General features: G+C 69.7%; 22 protein-coding genes. 11 read left to right on the plus strand and 11 right to left on the minus strand.

All coding sequences use genetic code 11. The annotated features are described in order from the left end of the window. Positions 1 to 134 precede the first annotated feature (134 nt). Both CCN51_RS26235 and CCN51_RS26240 read left to right on the plus strand, forming a co-directional pair. Positions 135 to 815, plus strand: coding sequence for a response regulator transcription factor (locus CCN51_RS26235; RefSeq protein ID WP_014177112.1), 681 nt, complete (start codon positions 135 to 137; stop codon positions 813 to 815). Between the two features lie 49 nt (positions 816 to 864). Next, positions 865 to 2,142, plus strand: coding sequence for an ATP-binding protein (locus CCN51_RS26240; protein ID WP_055413952.1), 1,278 nt, complete (start codon positions 865 to 867; stop codon positions 2,140 to 2,142). Between the two features lie 18 nt (positions 2,143 to 2,160). On the opposite strand, the gene CCN51_RS26245 is transcribed toward CCN51_RS26240, so the two are convergent. The 6 genes from CCN51_RS26245 to CCN51_RS55110 all read right to left on the minus strand — a co-directional run bounded on the left by CCN51_RS26245 (position 2,161) and on the right by CCN51_RS55110 (position 7,407). After that, positions 2,161 to 2,673 (minus strand): GtrA family protein, encoded by a 513-nt coding sequence (locus CCN51_RS26245; RefSeq protein ID WP_014177110.1) that lies wholly within the window; start codon positions 2,671 to 2,673, stop codon positions 2,161 to 2,163. 110 nt (positions 2,674 to 2,783) lie between these two features. Next, a complete protein-coding gene (locus CCN51_RS26250; RefSeq protein WP_014177109.1) occupies positions 2,784 to 3,170 on the minus strand; it encodes a hypothetical protein in 387 nt (128 codons plus the stop codon). Positions 3,171 to 3,197: 27 nt separating this feature from the next. Further along, a complete protein-coding gene (locus tag CCN51_RS26255; RefSeq protein ID WP_014177108.1) occupies positions 3,198 to 4,796 on the minus strand; it encodes a hypothetical protein in 1,599 nt (532 codons plus the stop codon). Between the two features lie 14 nt (positions 4,797 to 4,810). Beyond that, the gene (locus tag CCN51_RS26260; RefSeq protein WP_014177107.1) at positions 4,811 to 5,179 is read right to left on the minus strand and encodes a hypothetical protein; all 369 of its coding nucleotides are present in this window, start codon (positions 5,177 to 5,179) and stop codon (positions 4,811 to 4,813) included. A gap of 129 nt (positions 5,180 to 5,308) precedes the next feature. Beyond that, positions 5,309 to 5,848: a protease inhibitor I42 family protein gene (locus CCN51_RS55105; protein WP_014177106.1), complete on the minus strand. Its 540-nt coding sequence runs from the start codon at positions 5,846 to 5,848 to the stop codon at positions 5,309 to 5,311. A 2-nt stretch (positions 5,849 to 5,850) separates the two neighbouring features. Then, positions 5,851 to 7,407 (minus strand): cysteine peptidase family C39 domain-containing protein, encoded by a 1,557-nt coding sequence (locus CCN51_RS55110; protein WP_014177105.1) that lies wholly within the window; start codon positions 7,405 to 7,407, stop codon positions 5,851 to 5,853. 197 nt (positions 7,408 to 7,604) lie between these two features. On the opposite strand from CCN51_RS55110, the gene CCN51_RS26270 reads away from it, so the two are divergent. From CCN51_RS26270 to CCN51_RS26280, 3 genes are all read left to right on the plus strand, one after another. Continuing rightward, the gene (locus CCN51_RS26270; RefSeq protein WP_014177104.1) at positions 7,605 to 8,723 is read left to right on the plus strand and encodes a 5-(carboxyamino)imidazole ribonucleotide synthase; all 1,119 of its coding nucleotides are present in this window, start codon (positions 7,605 to 7,607) and stop codon (positions 8,721 to 8,723) included. After that, complete coding sequence (gene purE / locus CCN51_RS26275) at positions 8,720 to 9,253, plus strand: 5-(carboxyamino)imidazole ribonucleotide mutase (RefSeq protein ID WP_014177103.1); 534 nt, start codon at positions 8,720 to 8,722, stop codon at positions 9,251 to 9,253. The genes CCN51_RS26270 and purE overlap by 4 nt, the downstream gene beginning before the upstream one ends. Positions 9,254 to 9,325: 72 nt before the next feature. Next, entirely contained in the window at positions 9,326 to 10,522 is a 1,197-nt protein-coding gene (locus CCN51_RS26280) for a dipeptidase (protein WP_014177102.1), read from the plus strand. 31 nt (positions 10,523 to 10,553) lie between these two features. On the opposite strand, the gene CCN51_RS26285 is transcribed toward CCN51_RS26280, so the two are convergent. Then, positions 10,554 to 11,894 carry a UDP-glucose dehydrogenase family protein gene (locus tag CCN51_RS26285; RefSeq protein ID WP_014177101.1) on the minus strand — a complete coding sequence of 447 codons (1,341 nt, stop codon included), beginning with the start codon at positions 11,892 to 11,894 and terminating at the stop codon, positions 10,554 to 10,556. A 208-nt stretch (positions 11,895 to 12,102) separates the two neighbouring features. Between CCN51_RS26285 and CCN51_RS26290 the strand changes: the two genes are divergently transcribed. Both CCN51_RS26290 and CCN51_RS26295 read left to right on the plus strand, forming a co-directional pair. Then, positions 12,103 to 13,275, plus strand: a complete 1,173-nt coding sequence (locus CCN51_RS26290) for an acyl-CoA dehydrogenase (protein ID WP_043487015.1) — start codon at positions 12,103 to 12,105, stop codon at positions 13,273 to 13,275. Positions 13,276 to 13,362: 87 nt separating this feature from the next. Beyond that, entirely contained in the window at positions 13,363 to 13,779 is a 417-nt protein-coding gene (locus CCN51_RS26295; RefSeq protein ID WP_014177099.1) for a hypothetical protein, read from the plus strand. Between the two features lie 25 nt (positions 13,780 to 13,804). Here CCN51_RS26295 and CCN51_RS26300 read toward each other — a convergent pair whose 3' ends face one another. After that, positions 13,805 to 14,170 (minus strand): MmcQ/YjbR family DNA-binding protein, encoded by a 366-nt coding sequence (locus tag CCN51_RS26300; protein ID WP_014177098.1) that lies wholly within the window; start codon positions 14,168 to 14,170, stop codon positions 13,805 to 13,807. A gap of 17 nt (positions 14,171 to 14,187) precedes the next feature. Further along, positions 14,188 to 15,087: a WD40 repeat domain-containing protein gene (locus CCN51_RS26305; protein ID WP_014177097.1), complete on the minus strand. Its 900-nt coding sequence runs from the start codon at positions 15,085 to 15,087 to the stop codon at positions 14,188 to 14,190. A 440-nt stretch (positions 15,088 to 15,527) separates the two neighbouring features. On the opposite strand from CCN51_RS26305, the gene CCN51_RS26310 reads away from it, so the two are divergent. Together CCN51_RS26310 and CCN51_RS26315 are read left to right on the plus strand one after the other, a co-directional pair. Continuing rightward, positions 15,528 to 16,442, plus strand: a complete 915-nt coding sequence (locus tag CCN51_RS26310) for an ABC transporter ATP-binding protein (RefSeq protein ID WP_014177096.1) — start codon at positions 15,528 to 15,530, stop codon at positions 16,440 to 16,442. After that, positions 16,426 to 17,214 carry an ABC transporter permease gene (locus tag CCN51_RS26315; protein ID WP_078610484.1) on the plus strand — a complete coding sequence of 263 codons (789 nt, stop codon included), beginning with the start codon at positions 16,426 to 16,428 and terminating at the stop codon, positions 17,212 to 17,214. Before CCN51_RS26310 ends, CCN51_RS26315 begins: the two co-directional genes overlap by 17 nt. An 84-nt stretch (positions 17,215 to 17,298) precedes the next feature. Here CCN51_RS26315 and CCN51_RS26320 read toward each other — a convergent pair whose 3' ends face one another. After that, positions 17,299 to 18,648 (minus strand): LCP family protein, encoded by a 1,350-nt coding sequence (locus tag CCN51_RS26320; RefSeq protein ID WP_014177094.1) that lies wholly within the window; start codon positions 18,646 to 18,648, stop codon positions 17,299 to 17,301. A 107-nt stretch (positions 18,649 to 18,755) separates the two neighbouring features. On the opposite strand from CCN51_RS26320, the gene CCN51_RS26325 reads away from it, so the two are divergent. Both CCN51_RS26325 and CCN51_RS26330 read left to right on the plus strand, forming a co-directional pair. Beyond that, on the plus strand, positions 18,756 to 19,307 hold the full coding sequence (locus tag CCN51_RS26325) for an acyl-CoA thioesterase (RefSeq protein WP_043490450.1): 552 nt from the start codon (positions 18,756 to 18,758) through the stop codon (positions 19,305 to 19,307). Positions 19,308 to 19,393: 86 nt separating this feature from the next. Continuing rightward, on the plus strand, positions 19,394 to 20,116 hold the full coding sequence (locus tag CCN51_RS26330; RefSeq protein ID WP_014177092.1) for a hypothetical protein: 723 nt from the start codon (positions 19,394 to 19,396) through the stop codon (positions 20,114 to 20,116). Here the strand turns inward: CCN51_RS26330 and CCN51_RS26335 are convergent. Beyond that, the coding region (locus CCN51_RS26335; RefSeq protein ID WP_143675896.1) for an LCP family protein at positions 20,088 to 20,689 on the minus strand (602 nt) is incomplete at its 5' end. The two genes, CCN51_RS26330 and CCN51_RS26335, sit on opposite strands and share 29 nt — an antisense overlap.

A 20,689-nucleotide genomic window follows, 5' to 3' on the forward strand; every position in this document is an offset into this window, starting at 1 on the left:
CACCATACGACACGCCATGCTCGCCAATGACCGTATTGAGAGATAGCTCACGCATGGCGTGTGCAACCTTTTGTGCTCCGTCCGTAGTCCTGTGCGCGCCCCGTGCGCGAACCTGGTCGGACTACCATCACCCCATGACCCGAGTACTGCTCGCCGAGGATGACGCATCCATCTCGGAGCCGCTCGCCCGCGCCCTGCGCCGCGAGGGGTACGAGGTGGAGGTGCGGGAAGACGGACCGACCGCGCTCGACGCCGGTCTGCAGGGAGGCGTCGATCTGCTCGTCCTCGACCTGGGCCTGCCGGGCATGGACGGCCTGGAGGTCTGCCGCCGGCTGCGTACGGAGGGCCATGGCTTCCCCGTCCTGGTGCTCACCGCGCGCGCGGACGAGGTGGACACGGTGGTCGGCCTGGACGCCGGCGCCGATGACTACGTCACCAAGCCGTTCCGCCTCGCCGAGCTGCTGGCCCGGGTGCGGGCCCTGCTGCGGCGCGGCGCCGTCGAGACACAGGCGCAGCAGCCGGCCACCCATGGGGTGCGTATCGACGTCGAGTCGCACCGCGCCTGGATGGGTGACGAGGAGCTTCAGCTGACCGCCAAGGAATTCGATCTGCTGCGGGTCCTGGTCCGGGACGCGGGGCGGGTCGTCACCCGCGACCAGCTGATGCGCGAGGTGTGGGACACCACGTGGTGGTCGTCGACCAAGACGCTCGATATGCATATCTCCTGGCTCCGCAAGAAGCTCGGCGACGACGCGGCCAACCCCCGGTACATCGCCACCGTGCGCGGAGTCGGATTCCGGTTCGAGAAAAGCTGAGAAGAGCTGAGAGAAGCCGGCAGACATCTCAGCGTGACACGGTAGGACCATGCGCCGTCGCTTGATCAATTCCACGCTCGCCGTGGTGCTCGTCGTCATCGCCGTCTTCGGCCTCTCACTGGTCATCGTGGAGACGCGGACCATCGAGAACAGCGCTCAGGAGAGCGTCGACTCCGACGCGGTGCGCCTGGTCAGCATCGTCGACAGCAGGCTGCTGGGCGGCGAGGGGGTGACCCCCGCGGTGCTGCGCGAGCAGATCGAGCCCGGCCGCTACGCCATGATCAAGATCCCGAACCGCGATGTTCTGGAGATCGGCAAGCGTCCGACCGGCAGTGTGATCTCCTCGCAGGAGCGGGGCGAGCAGGGCGAGACGGTGCGGGTCGAGGCGTCGCGCTCGACGGTCAGCCGGGAGATCGGCCGCACCATGCTGATCATCCTGGCGGTGGCGCTGCTCGCCGTGCTCGCCGCCGTCTTCCTCGCCGTACGGCAGGCACACCGGCTCTCCGCCCCGCTCACCGACCTCGCCGAGACCGCCGAGCGCCTGGGCTCGGGGGACCCGCGCCCCCGCCACCGGCGCTACGGCGTACCGGAGCTGGACCGGGTCGCCGATGTGCTCGACTCGAGCGCGGAGCGGATCGCCCGGATGCTCACCGCCGAGCGCCGGCTGGCGGCCGACGCCTCGCATCAGCTCCGTACGCCGCTGACCGCGCTGTCCATGCGGCTGGAGGAGATCACGCTCACCGACGACCCGGAGACGGTCAAGGAGGAGGCCACGATCGCGCTGGCGCAGGTGGAGCGGCTGACCGACGTCGTCCAGCGGCTGCTGACCAACTCGCGGGACCCGCGGACCGGCTCCGCCGTGGCCTTCGACCTGGATGAGGTGGTCAAGCAGCAGATCGAGGAGTGGCGCCCCGCCTCGCGCAGCGAGGGCCGCGCCATCGTGCGGTCGGGGAAGAAGGGGCTGCGGGCGGTCGGCACCCCGGGGGCCGTCGCCCAGGTGCTCGCCACGCTGATCGAGAACTCGCTGATGCACGGTGACGGCACGGTCGCCCTGCGCACCCGCGTCACCGGCAACCAGGCGGTGGTCGAGGTGTCCGACGAGGGGCCCGGTGTGCCGCCCGACCTCGGCGCGCGGGTCTTCGAGCGCACGGTCAGCGGGCGCAACTCGACGGGGCTCGGGCTCGCCGTCGCCCGCGATCTCGCGGAGGCGGACGGCGGCCGTCTGGAGCTGCTGCAGCAGCATCCGCCGGTCTTCGCGCTCTTCCTGAGCCGCGAGGGCGACCCGGGCCGCGAGGCCGGCCCGGGAGCCGACTCCGACACCGCCTGACGCCCTTATGGGCCGGGGCTACTTCCTGGCCGTCGGCTGGTCGCTCGCCTCGGACAGGAAGGACTCGGCGGTCTCCACCGCCTCGCGGGCGGGCAGCGCACGGAACACCCAGGTGCGGTAGGACCAGAACCGGAAGAGCGTGGCGATGCCGATGCCGACGAACTTGAACACGTTGTTCTGCAGCTGGCTGTCCCAGCCGAAACCGTACGTCGCGGTGTAGAGCACGCCGTTCTCGATGATCAGGCCGACCGCGCTGAACAGCAGAAAGAGGGTGAGCTCCTTCGTACGTCCCTGCTTGTCGCGGTCCCGGTAGGTGAAGTACCGGAACCCCACGTAGTTGAAGGCGATGGCGACGATGGTCGCCACGATGCTGGCCCGTACCGTGGGCAGCTCGGTGAAATGGCTGACCAGGTTGAAAACGCCCAGGTTGACCAGGACACCGGCACCGCCGACAGCGCCGAACTTGAGGATCTCATGGGTGAGTTGATCCACTCGTGCGCGCAGCCTGCCGATCGTGCGCTGTTCACTCATGGCAACTACTCAGCCCCGTCCGATCGGCGTCAACAACTCCGACCATGCTAACCAGCGGCCGGAGCGCCCGCCCGTCGGTGTTGCAGAACCGGCCTTTTATCACCGAACTGTCACAGGCCGCCACGGGTGCGCAGCCGCAGCTCCAGCACCGCGGCCACCGCCTCCAGCCAGCGCGCCACGATCTCGTCCTCCGCCACGCCCTTCACCATGGGCGCGGCCGTCCCCAGCCACTCGCGCGCCAGCGCGCCCGCCTCGGGCCCGGGCAGCGGTTCCGGCAGCTCCGAGGCCATCCGGGTGCCACCGCGCCGTACCACCTCCGCGAGGTACGCCACCGACCGCGGCTGCACCTCCAGCCGCTCGGCCCCGAGCGCCGCGGCGATCGCCCCGTCCCCGAAGAGCGCGGCGCGGTGCGCGCCGCCGAACATCATCCCGTAGCGGATCATCAGGGGGACGTCGAGGGCGATCAGCTCCTCGTCGGTCATGTTCTGGTGTGTCATGGGCCGGGGTCACCTCAGCGGGAAGGCTCATCGGGGCAGGGAATACACATACGCGTTCGGCAGGCGGTGGTCGGACGCCTTGTCCATGTGGTTGTTGATGAAGTCTTCCTCGCTGACCCAGGTGGTGTACCCCCACGGGTTGTAGACCTCGAGCTTGTCGCCCTCATGGCCGACGATCAACATGGCGTGCCCGGTACGCACCTGGCCGGAGCTGTCCGTCGAATACCCTTCGACGCCGATCGGTACGGGCTTGCCCTCGTCCACCGCCTCCTCGATCAACGGTAGGGCGTCCCGCCGGCTCTCCGTGTTGTTCATTCTGTGGTGCTCATAGGTGCCGCCGGTGTGCTGCGCGAGCTCGTCGTTGAGGACTTCGCGCTTGCCGGTCAGGTCCATGCCGCCGTCGGGGAGGGGACCGCCGTCGCCCTCCTCGTGGACCCGGATCTGCTCGTTGAGCAGCCGCTTCTTGAACGCGGCGGGGCTGTCGTACGCCGGGTCGCCGGGGTGCCCGCCGGTGGTCAGCCGCAGTGTGTAGACGGGGTCGACCAGGGCGCGGGCGGCGACGGTGGACGAGGACACGCAGGTCCCGTTGTCGCCCTGTGTCCACTGCGCCCCCTTGGCGCCGGGGACATCGAACTCGGACGCCGAGTCCACGCCGACCCTGGTGTCCCCGCTGGTGTGGAACGGCGCGAGGTGTTCACGCAGCCAGGTCGTGTCCCGGCTGTGGATGTCCTCGCCGAAGGACCGCAGCGTCTTGATGTCGTACCCGGCGGCCAGGGCCTTCATCAGATACGCGCTCTCCTGCGGGGACTTGGCGCGGGAGATCAGCCGGTCGAACTCGGCCTGGTCCTGCGCGCTCATCTTGTCCCTGAACTGCGCCGAGCGCTTGAGTTCGTTGGCGCTGAGGATTTCGTTGAGGTCCGCGGGGCCGCCCGGATCGGCCGCGTCGGCGATGACCAGCCGGTCCGCATCGGTGAGGCCGCTTGCGGTGACCCTCCGGGTCCGGGCCTGTGCGGCCAGCTTGGTGAGCTTGTCCGCCGCCTTCTTCCCGCCCTCCTTGGCCCGGTCGTCCGCCTCGATCAGGTACGTGATGCCGTCGAGGGTGGCCTTCTTGGCTTCCCGGAGCTGTTCGCGATCGCTGAACATGCCGCACAGCGACTTCCCGTAGTCCAGCGCGAGGCGCGCGTATTCGTCCGTCGCCTGCGCCGCTCCGATATCGATGGCCAGCTGCCGCAGCACCGGTACGGCCTCCCGTAGCTTTTCGGCCGTGTCATCGGTGGTGCGCGAGGCGGCGCCCACGACCTCGCTCGCCTTCTCCCCGGCCGTGCCCACCCACACCGCGGGCAGCCCGGCCTTCGCCACCTTTCCCAGGTCGCCCTGCGCGGACTCCAAGAGCTCCGCGGCCCGCGTGTAGCTCGCCGCGACGCCGTCGATGTGGTCCGAGTCACCGACGGGCTTCGGAGTGTCCCGTGCTTTGCCGATCGCGTCGGACAGATCCGAGCAGAACCCGATCGCCGCGAAGCCCGTGTCCTCGACCTTCAGGGACTGCACATGCTTATGCAGCGCGTCCAGCTTCTGCCGCTTGGCCTGATCCTGCGGCTTCTGCTGTGTTTTATCGTGCCCGGCCATGTGCGCCCTGCTCCTCAGGAGTTCTGCGAGTAGCGGTGGATAGCGCTGAAGTCGCTCTCTCTGGCGTGGTCGGTTCCGCGATACGCCTTCGAACTGACCCCGATCTTCTTCTGCAGCTCGCGCACCGCGCCCTCAAGGGTCTTGCACTCGGCGATCCAGGCGTCGGAGAAATCGTTGAAGGCGGGCGCGGCCCCGTACTCGCCGAAGTGCATCAGGGAGGAGGGCAGTTCGAGGAGTCCACCGAATCCGGGGAACCCGCCGCCCTCGTCGCCCTGCTCCAGCAGCCCCTTGGCCGCCTTGATGTCGTCGGCGGCGAGCCCCAGGCGCTCCGCCTGGCTGAGCGCGCCGCCGTGCTGGATGCCGAGGTCCTTGTCCTGTCCCATAAAGGCCTCCCCCGAGGAAGTGGACGCGGCGGGCCCGCGTCAAATACGGCCGAATCCTAACCATCGTGACTGAGACCGGGACGGGCGGGCCGGACTGGCGGGCCATCGGCGTCGTCCCGAAACGCCGGATCAGCGCACGGTCACCCGATAGGTGACGGTGCGGGGAAGGTCGGGGGAGTAGCCGCCGGCGGACTTGTCCGTGCCGAAGGAGTTGGCGAGGACGATCCGGGTCTGTCCGGCCTTCAGCGCCTCGAAGGTGAAGTACTTGGTGTGGCCCCCGCCGATGAGTTCCTTCTCCCGGGCGGTCTGGTACGAGCTCTCGCCCACCTTGCGCAGCACCGCCGCCGACGGGCCGGGCTTGGCCACGCTCCAGTCGGCGCGCGCGGAGATGTTCTGCCGCATGGCGATCGAGAACCGCTCGCCGCGCTTGACGGTGATCGGGCCCTCGGTGCGGTCCAGGTCCTTGGAGTAGGTCCGGTCCTGGTGCACCGTGCCGAGGCCGGTGGGTTTCGGGTCGGAGGACGGTGAGGGGGAGGTCGAGGGTGAGTTCGAGGACGACGAGGGGCCCGCGGACTTGGCGGGGGAGCCGTCGTCCGACTGGCAGCCCGCGGCGCAGAGCGCGAGGCCGGTCAGGAGCAGGGCGGAGGTGCGACGGGTGATGGTGCTCATAATCACTTCGGCAGGTAGACGGAGTAGGCGGTCGGGAAGTAGCCGTTGGTCGTGTAGCCCATCCTGTTGTGGACGAAGTCGTCCTCGCTGATCCAGGTGATGGTGCCGTTCGGGTTGTAGACCTGGAGCCGGTCGCCCTCGTGCCCGACGATCATCATCGCGTGTTTGCCGGTGGAGCCCTTGACGTCGACCGGGACGGGCACGCCGTTGTCGATGTGCCGCTCGATCTCGGCCAGGGACGCCTGGCGCTCCGCGTTGTTGTCCAGCTTCCGTTCGGCGTAGTTGGCGTCGGTGTAGCTGCCCACCTCGACGTCGGCGACGTGCTGCTGGCCGTAGGGGTCCATGCCGCCGTCGGGGAGGGGATCGCCGCCGCCCTCCGCATGCACGCGGTTCTGCTCCTGCTTGAGGCGGTCGGCGAACGCGATGGGGTTGTCGTACGCGGGGTCGTCGGGGCGGCCGCCGGTCGTGAGCTGGAGGGCGTAGAGGGGGTCGACCATCGCCCGGGCGTTGACGGTCGACGAGGCGACACATGTTCCGTCCGGACCCTGGTCCCACTTGGCGCCCTGGTAGTTCACATAGTTGGTGCCGGCGTCGGTGCTCTGGATGACGACGGGGGTGAGGCGGTCGCTCAGCCACTGCGGGGGCCGGCCGTGGATCTGCTGGGCGAAGCCGTCGATCTGCTGCAGACCGTGCCCCGCTGCCAGGGCCTTCATCAGATACGCCCGCTCCTGCGGGGACTTGGCGGAGGACAGCAGCCGGTTGAACTCCGCCTTGTCGTGCGCGTTCATCTTGTCCATGAACTCGGAGGAGCGCTTGAGCTCGTTGGCGGTGAGGATCTCGTTGAGGTCGGCGGGGCCGCCGGGGGCGGCGGCGTCGGCGAGAACGAGCTGGTCGGCGTCGGTCAGCCCGTCGGCGGTGACCTTCCGGGCCCGGGCCTCGGACGCCAGCTTGGTGAGCGTCTTCTGGGCCTCGTTGCCGGCCGCCTTGGCGCGGCCGGCGGCGTCGCTCATATACGAGACGCCGTCGAGGATGGCCGTCCTGGCCCGGCGCAGCTCGTCGGCCGGCATGATGAGGTCGCCGTTGTTCAGGATCGACGCCGCCGCGTTGAGCGCGCTGACCCCGTAGTCGTGCTTCGACTGGGCCTCGCGGATGCCCTCGGCCAGGGCCCTCAGCGCGGGGACGGCCTCCTGGAACTTCTGGCCCATCTGGTCGGCGGAGTACGAGGCGGCGTTGATGACCTCGCTCGCCTTCGCCCCGGCGGTGCCCACCCACACGGCGGGCAGCCCGTCCTTGGCGACCTTCCGCAGATCGCCCTGGGCCCTGTCCACGATCGCGGCCGCTTCCCGGTAGCGTCCCGCGACGCCGTCGATATGGTCCGGGCTGCCGTGCGGGGCGGAGAACTCCCGGGCCTCGCTGATCGCGCCGGCCAGGTCGTTGCGCGCCCTCATCTGGTCGTCGAACGAATCGGGGTCCACCTGGATCGCCTGGACGCGCTTGTGCAGCTTGTCCAGCCCGTCCTGGTTGTCGGTGAACTTCTCTCTCAGCCTGCCCGTCGTCATTCGGCTTCCCCCTGTAGGACGCGCGCGGCAGGTCCACGTCAAACCGTGCCCGGCAGGTCCATGTCGAATGCACGGAGATCATAACGTCGTGCAGGAACATCCAATAGATCCGCCGAGGTCAGGGCCATCGCCATGCGCCCCGGGGCCCGTCTGGCCGGGAAGCTACCCTTGGGGGCGTGACATTCCCGGTAGTCGGCATGGTCGGCGGCGGCCAGCTCGCCCGTATGACCCACGAAGCGGGCATCCCGCTCGGCATCAGGTTCAAGCTGCTCAGTGACACCCGCCAGGACTCGGCGGCCCAGGTGGTCAGCGACGTCGTGGTGGGCGACTACCGCGACCTGGAGACCCTTCGTGCTTTCGCACAAGGCTGTGATGTGGTCACCTTCGATCACGAACACGTCCCGGCCGAGCATCTGCGCGCCCTGGAGGCGGAGGGCGTCGTCATCCGCCCCGGCGTCGAGGCGCTGCTGCACGCCCAGGACAAGGGCGTCATGCGGGAGCGGCTGCGCGCGGCCGGGGTGCCCTGCCCCCGCCACCGCATCGTGGCGGACCCCGCCGACGTGGAGCGGTTCGCCGCGGAGGGCGATGGTTTTCCGGTCGTTCTGAAGACGGTCCGCGGCGGCTACGACGGCAAGGGGGTGTGGGTCGTCGGCGACGCCGAGGAGGCGGCCGAGCCCTTCCGCGCCGGGGTGCCGGTGCTCGCCGAGGAGAAGGTCGACTTCGCCCGCGAGCTCGCCGCCAATGTCGTACGGTCCCCGCACGGCCAGGCCGTCGCCTACCCCGTCGTCGAGTCGATCCAGGTGAACGGGGTCTGCGACACGGTCATCGCCCCGGCCCCCGGGCTGAGCGAGGAGCTGTCCGGCCAGGCCCAGGAGATGGCAATCAAGATCGCGGCGGAGCTCGGGGTCGTCGGCCATCTCGCGGTCGAGCTCTTCGAGACCCGGGACGGGCGGCTGCTGGTCAACGAGCTGGCGATGCGCCCGCACAATTCCGGCCACTGGACCCAGGACGGCGCCGTCACCTCGCAGTTCGCCAACCATGTGCGCGCTGTGCTCGACCTGCCGCTCGGCGACCCGCGCCCGCGCGCCACCTGGACCGTGATGACCAATGTGCTCGGCGGCGACTTCCCCGATATGTACTCCGCCTATCTGCACTGCATGGCCCGCGACCCGGCCCTGAAGATCCATATGTACGGCAAGGATGTGAAGCCCGGCCGCAAGGTCGGCCACGTCAACACCTACGGCGACGACCTGGCCGACGTGCGCGAGCGCGGTCGCCATGCCGCCGACTACCTCCGAGGGACCATCACCGAATGAGCAGCCCCAGCGCCCCCGTCGTCGGCATCGTCATGGGCTCCGACTCCGACTGGCCCGTGATGGAGGAGGCGGCGAAGGCCCTCGACGAGTTCGAGATCCCGTACGAGGTGGATGTCGTCTCCGCCCACCGCATGCCGCGCGAGATGGTCGCCTACGGCGAGAACGCGGCGCCCCGCGGCCTCAAGGCGATCATCGCGGGCGCCGGCGGCGCCGCCCACCTCCCCGGCATGCTGGCCTCCGTCACCCCGCTGCCGGTGATCGGCGTGCCGGTCCCGCTCAAGTACCTGGACGGGATGGACTCGCTGCTGTCGATCGTCCAGATGCCCGCGGGCGTGCCCGTGGCCACCGTCTCCGTCGGCGGCGCCCGTAACGCCGGGCTGCTGGCCGCCCGCATGCTGGCCGCCCACGACCCCGAACTGCTCGCCCGGATGCGCGACTTCCAGGAAGAGCTGAACGAGCAGGCCACGCAGAAGGGCAAGCGGCTGCGGGCCAAGGTGGAGAGCGCGGGGTCGTTCGGCTTCGGGAAGTAGCGGGAGGGGCATACGGGGCGCGGCTGCCCGTGGCCCCGTGACTTGGGCCGGGCCTCGTAAGAGGATGGGGCAATGACCGACCGACTCGCGCAAGCCCGTGCCCTGCTGGCCGCCCACCCCGTCGTCGACGGCCACAACGACCTTCCGTGGGCCCTGCGCGAGCAGGTCCGCTACGACCTGAACCAGCGCGATATCGCCCTCGACCAGCGCGCCCACCTCCACACCGACATCCCGCGGCTGCGGGCGGGCGGCGTGGGCGCGCAGTTCTGGTCCGTCTACGTACCCTCGCGCCTGAGCGGCGACGCCGCCGTCAGCGCCACCCTCGAACAGATCGACGCGGTGCGGCAGCTGGCCGGCCGCTACGGCTCCGATCTGCGGCTCGCCCGCACCGCCGACGACATGGAGGCGGCGCGGGCCGAGGGCCGGATCGCCTCCCTCATGGGCGCCGAGGGCGGCCACAGCATCAACTGCTCGCTCGCCACCCTGCGCGCGCTGTACGAACTCGGCGTGCGCTATATGACGCTCACGCACAACGACAACACCCCCTGGGCGGACTCGGCGACCGACGAGCCGCGCGCCCATGGCCTCACCCGCTTCGGCGAGGAGGTCGTCCGGGAGATGAACCGGCTCGGCATGCTCGTCGACCTCTCGCATGTCTCGGCGGACACCATGCGGGACGCGCTGCGGGTGAGCGACGCCCCCGTCGTCTTCTCGCACTCCTCGGCGCGCGCCGTATGCGACCACCCGCGCAACATCCCGGACGACGTGCTGGCCCAGCTGCCCGCCAACGGCGGTGTGGCGATGGTCACGTTCGTCCCGAAGTTCGTCCTGCCACAGGCCGTGGCCTGGACGCGGGCGGCGGAGGAGAACCTGCGCGCCCACGGCCTGGACCCGCTGGCCACCACGCCCGAGGCGATCAAGGTCCACCAGGCGTACGAGGAGGCCAACCCCCGCCCGGTGGCCACGGCCGCCACCGTCGCCGACCACCTCGACCATATGCGGGACGTGGCGGGCATCGACCACCTCGGCATCGGCGGCGACTACGACGGCACGCCCTTCGTCCCCGTGGATCTCGCCGATGTCGCGGGCTACCCGAACCTGATCGCCGAGTTGCTGGAGCGACGCTGGTCCGAGGCCGATCTGGCCAAGCTGACCTGGCAGAACGCGGTACGGGTGGTGCGCGACGCGGAGGCGGTGGCGCGCGACCTCGGCACCCACCGGGGGCCTTCCCTCGCGACGATCGAGGAGTTGGACGCGGCGGGGACCTGACGCGGCGGGGACGGCTATACGGCGGGGACGGCTATACGGTGGGGCGGCCCAGCGCCCGGTAGGTCCAGCCGGCCTCGCGCCACCGCTCCGGGTCGAGCGCGTTGCGCCCGTCCAGAATCCGGCGCTCCGCGACCGCCCCGTCCAGCGCCGCCGGGTCCAGCTCGCGGAACTCGGCCCACTCGGTCAGATGCAGCACCGCGTGCGCGCCCTGCGCGGCCTCCAGCGCGCTGGGCGCGTAGGCGAGGGTCGGGAAGAGGGCGCGCGCGTTGTCCATGCCCTTGGGGTCGAAGACGGTGACCTGGGCGCCCTGGAGGTGGATCTGGCCCGCGACATTGAGCGCGGGGGAGTCCCGTACGTCGTCCGAGTCCGGTTTGAAGGTCGCCCCCAGCACCGCGACGCGCTTGCCGAGGAAGCTGCCGCCGACGGCCTCGCGGGCCAGCTCGACCATGTGGCCGCGCCGCCGCATGTTGATCGAGTCGACCTCACGCAGGAACGTCAGCGCCTGGTCGGCGCCGAGTTCGCCGGCGCGCGCCATGAAGGCCCGGATGTCCTTGGGCAGACAGCCGCCGCCGAAGCCGATCCCGGCCCGCAGGAACTTCTTTCCGATCCGCTCGTCATGGCCGATGGCCTCGGCCAGCTTGACCACATCGCCGTCCGACGCCTCGCAGACCTCGGCCATGGCGTTGATGAACGAGATCTTGGTGGCGAGGAAGGAGTTCGCCGCGGTCTTCACCAGCTCGGCGGTCGGGTAGTCGGTGACGACGAACGGCGAGCCTTCAGCGAGCGGCGTCTCGTAAACCTCGCGCAGCAGCTTTTCCGCACGGTCACTCGTCACGCCGACCACGATGCGGTCCGGGTGCAGGGTGTCCTGTACGGCGAAGCCCTCGCGCAGAAACTCCGGGTTCCAGGCCAGCTCGGCGTCCGCCCCCGCCGGGGCCAGCTCCGTCAGCCGGGCCGCGAGCCGGGCCGCGCTGCCGACCGGGACGGTGGACTTGCCCACGACCAGGGCCGGGCGGCGCAGATGCGGGGCGAGCGAGTCGATGGCCGCGTCCACGTAACTCATGTCACACGCGTACTCGCCGTGCTTCTGCGGAGTGGTCACGCAGACGAAGTGGATATCGCCGAACTCGCCGACCTCCTCGTAGGAGGTGGTGAAGCGCAGCCGCCCCGTCGATCCCTCGAACCCCGGGACATGCCGCCGCAGCAGCTCCTCAAGACCCGGTTCGTACATCGGCGCCTTGCCCGCCGAGAGCATCGCGATCTTCTCGGGGACGATGTCCAGGCCAAGCACCTCGAAGCCGAGCTCGGCCATGGCCGCGGCGTGCGTGGCGCCCAGGTAGCCGGTGCCGATCACGGTGATCTTGAGGGCCATGCGTGCTCCTGTAGGCGTGCGGGCGGGATGCGCTGCCTGAGCATAGTCGTGCCCGCGCGCGAGCTCCGATCCGCTGTCCCCTCCCCGCACCGCTCCCTGCTCTTCTCCCTGCCGTCCGCTGTCGGCAAAGTCACCTGTACCTGCTTGGGACCGCGCTCTAGAATTCAGTTACTTAACGGTAGTTAGCACTCAGGGGAGTGAGAAGATCTTGGCGAGTTCCGTGGACTTCGACCTGTACCGGCCGTTGGAGGAGCACGACATGCTCCGCGAATCGGTGCGCTCGCTCGCCGAGGCGAAGATCGCCCCCCATGCGGCAGAGGTCGACGAGGAGGCCCGCTTCCCTCAGGAGGCGCTGGAGGCCCTGGTCGCCAATGACCTGCACGCGGTGCATGTACCCGAGTCGTACGGCGGCGCGGGCGCGGACGCCCTCGCGACCGTGATCGTCATCGAGGAGGTCGCCCGCGTCTGCGCGTCCTCCTCCCTGATCCCGGCCGTCAACAAGCTGGGCTCCCTCCCGGTGATCCTCTCCGGCTCCGAGGAGCTGAAGAAGAAGTACCTGGCGCCGCTGGCCAAGGGCGACGCGATGTTCTCGTACTGCCTGAGCGAGCCGGACGCGGGCTCCGACGCGGCCGGTATGAAGACCAAGGCCGTGCGCGACGGCGACCACTACGTCCTCAACGGCGTCAAGCGCTGGATCACCAACGCCGGGGTCTCCGAGTACTACACCGTCATGGCCGTGACCGACCCCGACAAGCGCTCCAAGGGCATATCCGCCTTCGTCGTCGAGAAGTCCGATCCGGGCGTCTCCTTCGGCGCCCCCGAGAAGAAGCTCGGCATCAAGGGCTCCCCGACCCGCGAGGTCTACCTCGACAACGTCCGCATCCCCGCCGACCGCATGATCGGCGCCGAGGGCACCGGCTTCGCCACCGCCATGAAGACCCTCGACCACACCCGTATCACCATCGCCGCCCAGGCCCTCGGCATCGCCCAGGGCGCCCTGGACTACGCCAAGGGCTATGTCCAGGAGCGCAAGCAGTTCGGCAAGCCGATCGCGGACTTCCAGGGCATCCAGTTCATGCTCGCCGACATGGCCATGAAGCTCGAGGCCGCCCGCCAGCTCACCTACGCGGCCGCCGCCAGGTCCGAGCGCGTCGCCGCGGGAAGCGGGAAGGAAGATCTCACCTTCTTCGGCGCCGCCGCCAAGTGCTATGCCTCCGACGCCGCCATGGAGATCACCACCGACGCGGTCCAGCTCCTCGGCGGCTACGGCTACACCCGTGACTACCCGGTCGAGCGCATGATGCGCGACGCCAAGATCACGCAGATTTATGAAGGCACGAATCAGGTGCAGCGGATCGTGATGGCGAGGAACCTGCCGTAGCAGGCAGCCTCTGAGCTCGGGGAACCCGCCGCCCTCCCTGGCCGTCGTAGCACCACAGGACAGTCGAGCCAGGGGGCGGGGGCAGTCATGGGCAGAGTGCGCGTGGGGGCGCTGGGGTTGCTGCTGGCGTTAGGTGCGGTGGCGTGCGGTGGGGACGGCGGCTCGCCGGGGGAGCCGCCGGCCGAGAAGCGGCTGAAGGCGCGGAAGAAGGAGGGCGAGCGCTGGGAGGAGGGGCCCAAGCACCCCAAGGTGCATGTGGCGTATCCGTACGACATGCCGGGCCACTGCGGCATCGCATGGGCGACCTTCGGCGGCAGGACCTGGAAGATCTCCGGGGTCGGCCCCAGCATCAGCAGGCAGGTCGAGGGCGATGCCCCGGAGGGGGCTGACGTCCTCGCGGGCTATATGACGCTGATGGCGAAGGACGAGGCGGTGTTCGAGGCGGCGGGCTTCCCACCGGTGTACTTCACGGCGACGAAGGCGACCCCGCCCATGTGCGACTGAGCTCTCGGGGTGCAGGGCTAAGGGCTCAGGGGCGGTCGAGGCGCAGCCGCTCGGCTCGCGGCAGACCCGCGACCACCAGGTCGTACGAATCCTCGATGAGCTCCCGGACCAGCCGGTCCGGGAGCTCGCCGTCGACCGTCACCGTGTTCCAGTGGCGCTTGTTCATATGCCATCCCGGAACGATCAACTCCGGATGCTCGGCACGGAACCTGATCGCCTGCTCCGGGTCGCACTTCAGATTCACCGTGAGGGGGCGGGCTTCCAGGGTCGTCAGGGCGAACATCTTGCCGCCCACCTTGTAGACCGAGACTTCCGGGACTCTGGGGAAGGGGAACTCCTCCACTGCCGCATTGAAGGAGAGGCAGAAGGAGCGAAGCTGCTCGGGGGTCAATCCGGTATCTCCTTGCGCTAGTTGTCGGACGGGCCCATGGCGAAGAGGACGAGCTCGGTCCGGCCGTTGTGGAAATCGTCTTCGCCGCGGGGCTCCAGGAGAGCGGCCAGCCACCGTCCGTCCGGTGACCAGGAGAGCCCTTCGACCCAGGTCGTCAGCTGCCGACCCATGACGATCTCCTTATCGGCCGTCCGCCACACACAGAGCTCCTGCAGGCCCTCCTGGCCCTCGTACAGATAGGACAGCTTGCGGCTGGAGCAGTTGACCACGAGGTAGCTGCCGTCGGGGCTCGACTCGAGCTGGAACAGCCGTTCCGAGGCGTCCATGACCTTGTCGACGACCTCACCCGTCGCCGGATCGACGACGTACAGGTTCTCCTGCGCGCCCAGGAACAGCCGGGAGTCGTCCCCGGAGAAGCTTTCGCACTGGATGGGGTCCCAGCTGTCGGCGTGGGCCACGCGCCGGCGCGGCGACCGCTCCGTGGCGAGCAGGTCATAGCCGCCGTCGCGCGCGTCATTGGGGTGGAGCCGGTAGGCGCCGTCCCGCGAGCGGGTCTTCCCGCCCTGGAACGGGACCTCGGCCTCCGTACGAGCGTCGACGTCGAAGGCCCACTGCGGCTCGACCTCGGCATCCTCCGGCTGAGGGTATGTCTTGACCGTGAGGATGTGCTCCCCCGGCACCCACATCAGCACCGGCACGATCCACTCGTCACCCGCCGAGGTGTGCAGCACCTCGCTCCAGTCGGCGGTGTCGTACACCCACACCCGGTTCTGGTCGCTGCATACGGCCAGATACTTGCCGTCGTCGGAGAACTCCACCTCCAGGAGATGGTCGTAGGCCAGGTCGCCGGTGGCGCTGTCGAACGGGCGCAGGGTGACCGCGGGGCCGGCCAGGTCCGGGATATGCGGCGCGTCCAACGCCGTCCAGGTGTCCGCGATGAGCGGAAACGCCGCCGTCCCCCAGGCGGCACCCTCGCGCAGCGGCTCCAGCCAGCGCCGGTCGGTGACCGTGACCTCGTACTCGCACTGGACGAGCAGGTCTTCGTCCTGCCAGGCCCCGTCGCGCTCGTAGTAGAAGTCGTGCAGCCGCTCCCACTGCTGCGCGGCGAGCGGACCACGAACACCTGGAACCGGGCGCGCAGCCGCTCCCGGTCGACGGAAAGCACCCGCACGCCGTACATATCGGTCGACATCGTCGCCCTCTCCCTGCGAAGGTCAAGTGGCCCAATCCGAACCGATGTTGTCACGAGCCACCGACAACCGCGCCGACCAGCCGCCCAGGGTGAGCACCCGGCTCTCCAGCGTTCTGCCCGGCTGCTAGCATCCCGTCCAATTCGCGATGGGGGTAAGGAGCGGGGATGGGGGACGGCCAGGTCGTTTATGAAATCAGCGGCGTTACGAAGAGATTCGCCGGCGCCGAGCGGGCAGCCAACGAAGATATTTCGTTCACCATTGAACAGGGTGAGTTCTTCGGCATGCTTGGCAGCAATGGTGCCGGAAAAACCACCCTGATCAAACAGATGGTGGGACTGCTGAAGAGCAATTCGGGCACCATCCGGCTCTACGGCAAGGACGTGCTCGCCGACCCCGTCTTCACCAGCATGCGGGTCTCGTACATGCCCCAGACCGCGTTCGCCCTCAACAGCCTGACGGCCGCCGAGGCGATCTATGTCACGGCGCATCTGAGGGGGCTCGGGCGGGGGGAGGCCAGGCGCCGCCGGGACGCGCTCATCGAGCGGCTGGACATCGGGGCGATGCGGAACAAGGCCGCCCGGCGGATGTCCGGCGGGGAGCGCCGGCTGCTTCAGCTGGCGGTGGCGCTGGTGGCCGATCTGCCCGTGCTGATCCTCGACGAGCCGACGAACGAGCTGGACCCGGCGCGCCGGCGCATGGTCTGGGACCTGCTGCGCGAACTCAACCATGAACAAGGGCAGACCATCGTCCTGATCACCCACAACGCCCTCGAGGCCGAGCAGGTGATCGAGCGGGTGGGCATCCTCCGCGAGGGCGGGCTGGTGGCCGTGGGGCGGCCTGCGGAGCTCAAGAGCGGGCTGGCCAAAACGCTGAGCGTGCATCTGACCCTGCGCGAGGGGATGGCCGCCGAGCTGCCCGACTACCTCCTGGTGCAGAGCCGGCACCGAGGCAAGGTGGTCGCGCAGGTCTCCCGTACGGATGTCGCGCGGCTGACCGCCGATCTCGATCTCGACGAAGTCCTCGAATTCCGGCTGCAGTCCAAGACGCTGGAGGAGGTGTATTTTGAGTACGGGAACTGAGGGAATTGAGCGCAAGCCGCTGCCGTTCCATCGCGCGGTATGGACCCTGTTTCTGGTGCAGCTCTCCAACTGGCGGTGGTCCTGGCGGGGGATGGTGATCACCGGCATGGTGGCGCCCATCCTCACCCTCGCCGCGATGGGGGTATTCGCCAAGGAATCGGGCGGCCAGTCGGTGCAGCAGGTATTCGTCGGCAGTCTGACCCTGGCGCTGCTTTTCGAGACGCAGAACAAGGTCGCCGCGAACTTCGCCTTCATGAAGTTCAATGACGCCTTCGCCTTCTACGCCGCGCTGCCGGTGCGCCCGCAGGCGTTCATCGTCGCCACGGCGGCCGCGTTCACCCTGCTGGCGCTGCCCGCGCTGGTGTGCACCACGCTGTTCGGTGTGCTGATCCTCGGGCTGAACGTCAGCCTCTCGCCGCTGGCCGTTCCGGTGCTGCTCGCGGTGGTCCTGCCGTTCGTCGGCTACGGCGCATGGCTCGGAAGCCGGGCGAACAGCCCGGAGGAGGCCGGTTCGCTGAGCCTGCTGTCCGTCCTGGCCATGGTCTCGCTCGGGCCCGTGGCCATCCCGGCCCATCTGCTGCCGGACTTCATGGTCTGGATCGGCTGGGCGAACCCCGCCTTCTACGCCTCTTCGCTGCTGCGGCAGGTGTTCTTCGGCCCGGTCGGCGGCACGACGGCCGTCTACTTCGGTGTGCTGCTCGGCTATCTGCTGCTCATGTGGGTGCTGAGCAGTAAGCGGATAGCCGGATTCGGCGGGACGGCGGAGTCGTAGCCGACGCGCAAGAAAAGCGGAACGGCTGCCGCACCGAATCAGGTGCGGCAGCCGTTCACGTTCCGCGCAGGTCACGCGGTGGCCCTACTTGCTGGAGACGGTTACCTTCTCGTCGTTCTTCAGCTCCTCCACCAGCTGCTTGACCTTCGGCATGTCCCACTGCACCGCGCTGCCCTTGGAGGTGGCCAGGCCGGGGTTGGAGACGGGCATGTTCATCTGCTTGCCGTCACCGCCGGAGACGCTCTTCATCGCGAAGAACATGTCCTTCACGTCCCACAGGCTCATGTCCTTGTCCACGATCAGCGAGTCCAGGCCCGCGCCCATGGTCGGGTAGAGCTTGAAGGGGTTGAGGACGGTGCTCGGCGTGGCGGCCTTGTTGGCCAGCGCGGACAGGAACTTCTGCTGGTTCTTGGTGCGGTCCAGGTCGCCGCCGGCCAGGCCGTAGCGCTGGCGGACGAAGGCCAGCGCCTCCGTGCCGTTCAGCGTCTGCTTGCCCTTCTTCAGGTTGGTGCCGGCGTGCTTCTCCTTCATGTCCTGCGGGACGTCGATCTCCACGCCGCCGACCGAGTCGACGATCTTGGCGAAGCCGTCGAAGCCGATCTCCGCGTAGTGGTCGATATGCAGACCGGTGTTGTACTCGACCGTGCGGACCAACAGCTCGGGGCCGGCCATCGAGAAGGAGGCGTTCAGCTTGTTCTGCGAGTTCTGGTACCGCTTGCCGGTGTCCGGGCCGGTGAAGGCCGGGATGGTGACCCAGGAGTCACGGGGCAGGCTGACCATGGTGTTTCCGTTGTCACCGACGTGCAGGATGATGATCGAGTCGGTGCGGCGGCCGTTGGCGGAGCCGGTGTGCAGCTTCTTCTTCTCATCGTCGGACAGGCCCTCGCGGCTGTCCGAGCCGACGATCAGATAGTTGGTGCCCTTGCTGCCGTCCGGCCGGTCCTCGACCTTGCTGAGGTCCACCTCGCGCCGGAGCTTGGAGTCGGCCCAGAAGTACGTGCCGACGCCGACCGCGAGCAGCAGCACCAGGAAGGTGATCAGGCCGATGGTTATGCGGCGCTTCCAGTTCTTGGGCCGGGCCGCGCGCGGGGCGCCGCCGTGGCCGTCCGGTCCACCCGGTCCGCCGGGCCCGCCCGGGTCGCCGGGGCCGCCGCGGCCGTAGACCTGACCGGTGTTGTAGCCGTCGTCGGCGTGGCCGCCGTAGTCGTCGTAGTCGTCCTGGCCCCGGGATGCCTGCTGCTGGTGCGGGACGGAGCGGCGCGGCGACAGATCAGGGGGGAGCGGCGGCTCGGTGTGCCGCGGCGGGCCTCCGACGCCCTGGCCCGCGCGCCGCACCTGCGGCATGGCGCGGGCGCCTTCCGGTTCGGCGCTGCCGCTGCCGCTGCCGTACCGGTCCCTGCGGTCGCTCGTCCACCCGTCGGGCCAATCATTCATGAAGGGAAGTGTGCCTTCCCGGGGCGGTCGCCTTACAGGGCGGGTGCCGGATCGGGGCACGGCTGTTGCAGACCTGATAAGAATCCGCCCGGCATATGGTTGTCGGCATGACCATTCAGGCCTCGGATCCGGAGTCAGACATTCCGGGTAAGCCCACGTCCGCCGCACGCATCACCCTCTCTCACATCATGACCGGCAGTGACACCAATCTCCTCGGCACCGTGCACGGCGGCGTGATCATGAAATTGGTCGATGACGCGGCGGGAGCGGTCGCCGGGCGTCACTCCGAGGGCCCCGCGGTCACGGCCTCGATGGACGAGATGGCCTTTCTGGAGCCGGTCAGGGTCGGCGACCTCGTCCATGTGAAGGCCCAGGTGAACTGGACCGGGCGGTCCTCGATGGAGATCGGGGTGCGGGTGATGGCCGAGCGCTGGAACGAATCCACGCCTGCGACCCAGGTCGGCAGCGCCTATCTGGTCTTCGCGGCCGTCGACGCCGACGGCAAGCCGCGCCTCGTACCGCCGGTCATACCGGAGACCGGGCGGGACAAGCGGCGCTACGAGGAGGCCCAGATCCGCCGTACGCACCGGCTCGCCCGGCGCCGCGCGATCAAGGAGCTGCGCGCCCAGCGGGCCGCGGAGGGCATCGAGGACGCCTGAGGTGCCGCGGGGCCGCCCCGGGGTCGCCCCCGACAGGCGCAACGGTGTGTGATTGCGCGCTTACCCATGGTTCGTACAGTGGGCGCATGCCACGCCTTCCCCGCGCCGGTTCGCTGGCCGTCATCCACATCCCGGCCACCCTGCTGTTCGTCGCCGTCGGGCTGATGGTCGGCGGGACGGTCATCAACGCGGGCGGACTCGTCACGCTGACGGTCAGGCCCGTGCGCACCGTCACCCCCGAACCCAACCCCACCTGGTCCACCACGCCGGGCCAGGCGCCGGTCACGCCGGCCCCGACCGGCCCCGACGTCATTCCGACCTCACCGCCGACCTCACCGCCGACCTCACCGCCAACCTCGCCCCCGACCGGCGGCCCCGACACAAACTCACCGGGGCCCCAGGAGTCACCGCACCGGCCCGAGCAGCCGCAGCCCCAGCAACCACCCAAGCCGGACCAGCCCCAGCAACCCCAGCAGCAACCCCAGCAGCAGCCGCAGGGCGGGCAGCCGAGGGCGCTCTGGCGCCCCGCGGCCCTGCACAGCGCGGCAGCCCTGCCCGCGGCGCGGCAGGGCACCGGGCAGGGCGGGACGACGCTCCAGGCCAATGTGCCGGCGATCGCGACGGCCCTGGTGGGCCTGTGCGCCCAGATCCTGTCCCTGCTGACCGCCCTGATCGGGCTGTACGTGGGCGGGCGGCGGGCCGGTGCGGCCCGGAGAGAGCCGCAGCCCGCGGGGCCCCACGACACCAGCCCCCTCCGCAACACCGGCACCGTCCGCCCCCCTAAAGGCAGGCGACCTCGGCGCCGCTGACCGCTTTGCCCGCGCCCTTGTCCGCCGAGGGGTCCTCGGCCCGCACCGGGTGCACCGACCGGAAGTCCGAGCCCAGCGTGACCCGCATCACCGACCCCTGCCGCGCCACCGGCTTCAGCCGGGAGCCGGGCAGGGCGGCGGCCAGGGTGCGCACCGAGCGGTTCCAGATCGGGTCGTACTCGATCAGTGTGCGCCGCACCGCCGAGGACGCGGCGTCCGCCGGGGCCCCGGTGGTGGCGAAGCCGTGGGTGCGCAGCGCGCGGAGGGTGCGCCGGGCCAGGCCCGTGGTGCTGGTGCCGTTGAACACGCGGACGCGGACCTGGGCGGGCGGCACGTCGACCGGGGTGGCCCGCAGCCGCTTGCGGCGGTGGACGGCGAGCGGGCGGTCCTCGCGGAGGGCCTGGAACAGGCGCGCGGCCCGCACCCGGTCCCAGCGGAGCGTCGAGCCGAGGCCCTTGACCGGGGTGCCGGGCAGCTGGACCGGGACCGAGACGAACTCGGAGGACTCGACGGTGAAGCCGCGCATGGCCTGGCCGAGCGCGACCATGTCCGCCGCGCCGAAGCCGCGGTCGG

The sequence above is a fragment of the Streptomyces milbemycinicus genome, assembly GCF_002154605.1.
GTDB classification, from domain to species: domain Bacteria; phylum Actinomycetota; class Actinomycetes; order Streptomycetales; family Streptomycetaceae; genus Streptomyces; species Streptomyces milbemycinicus.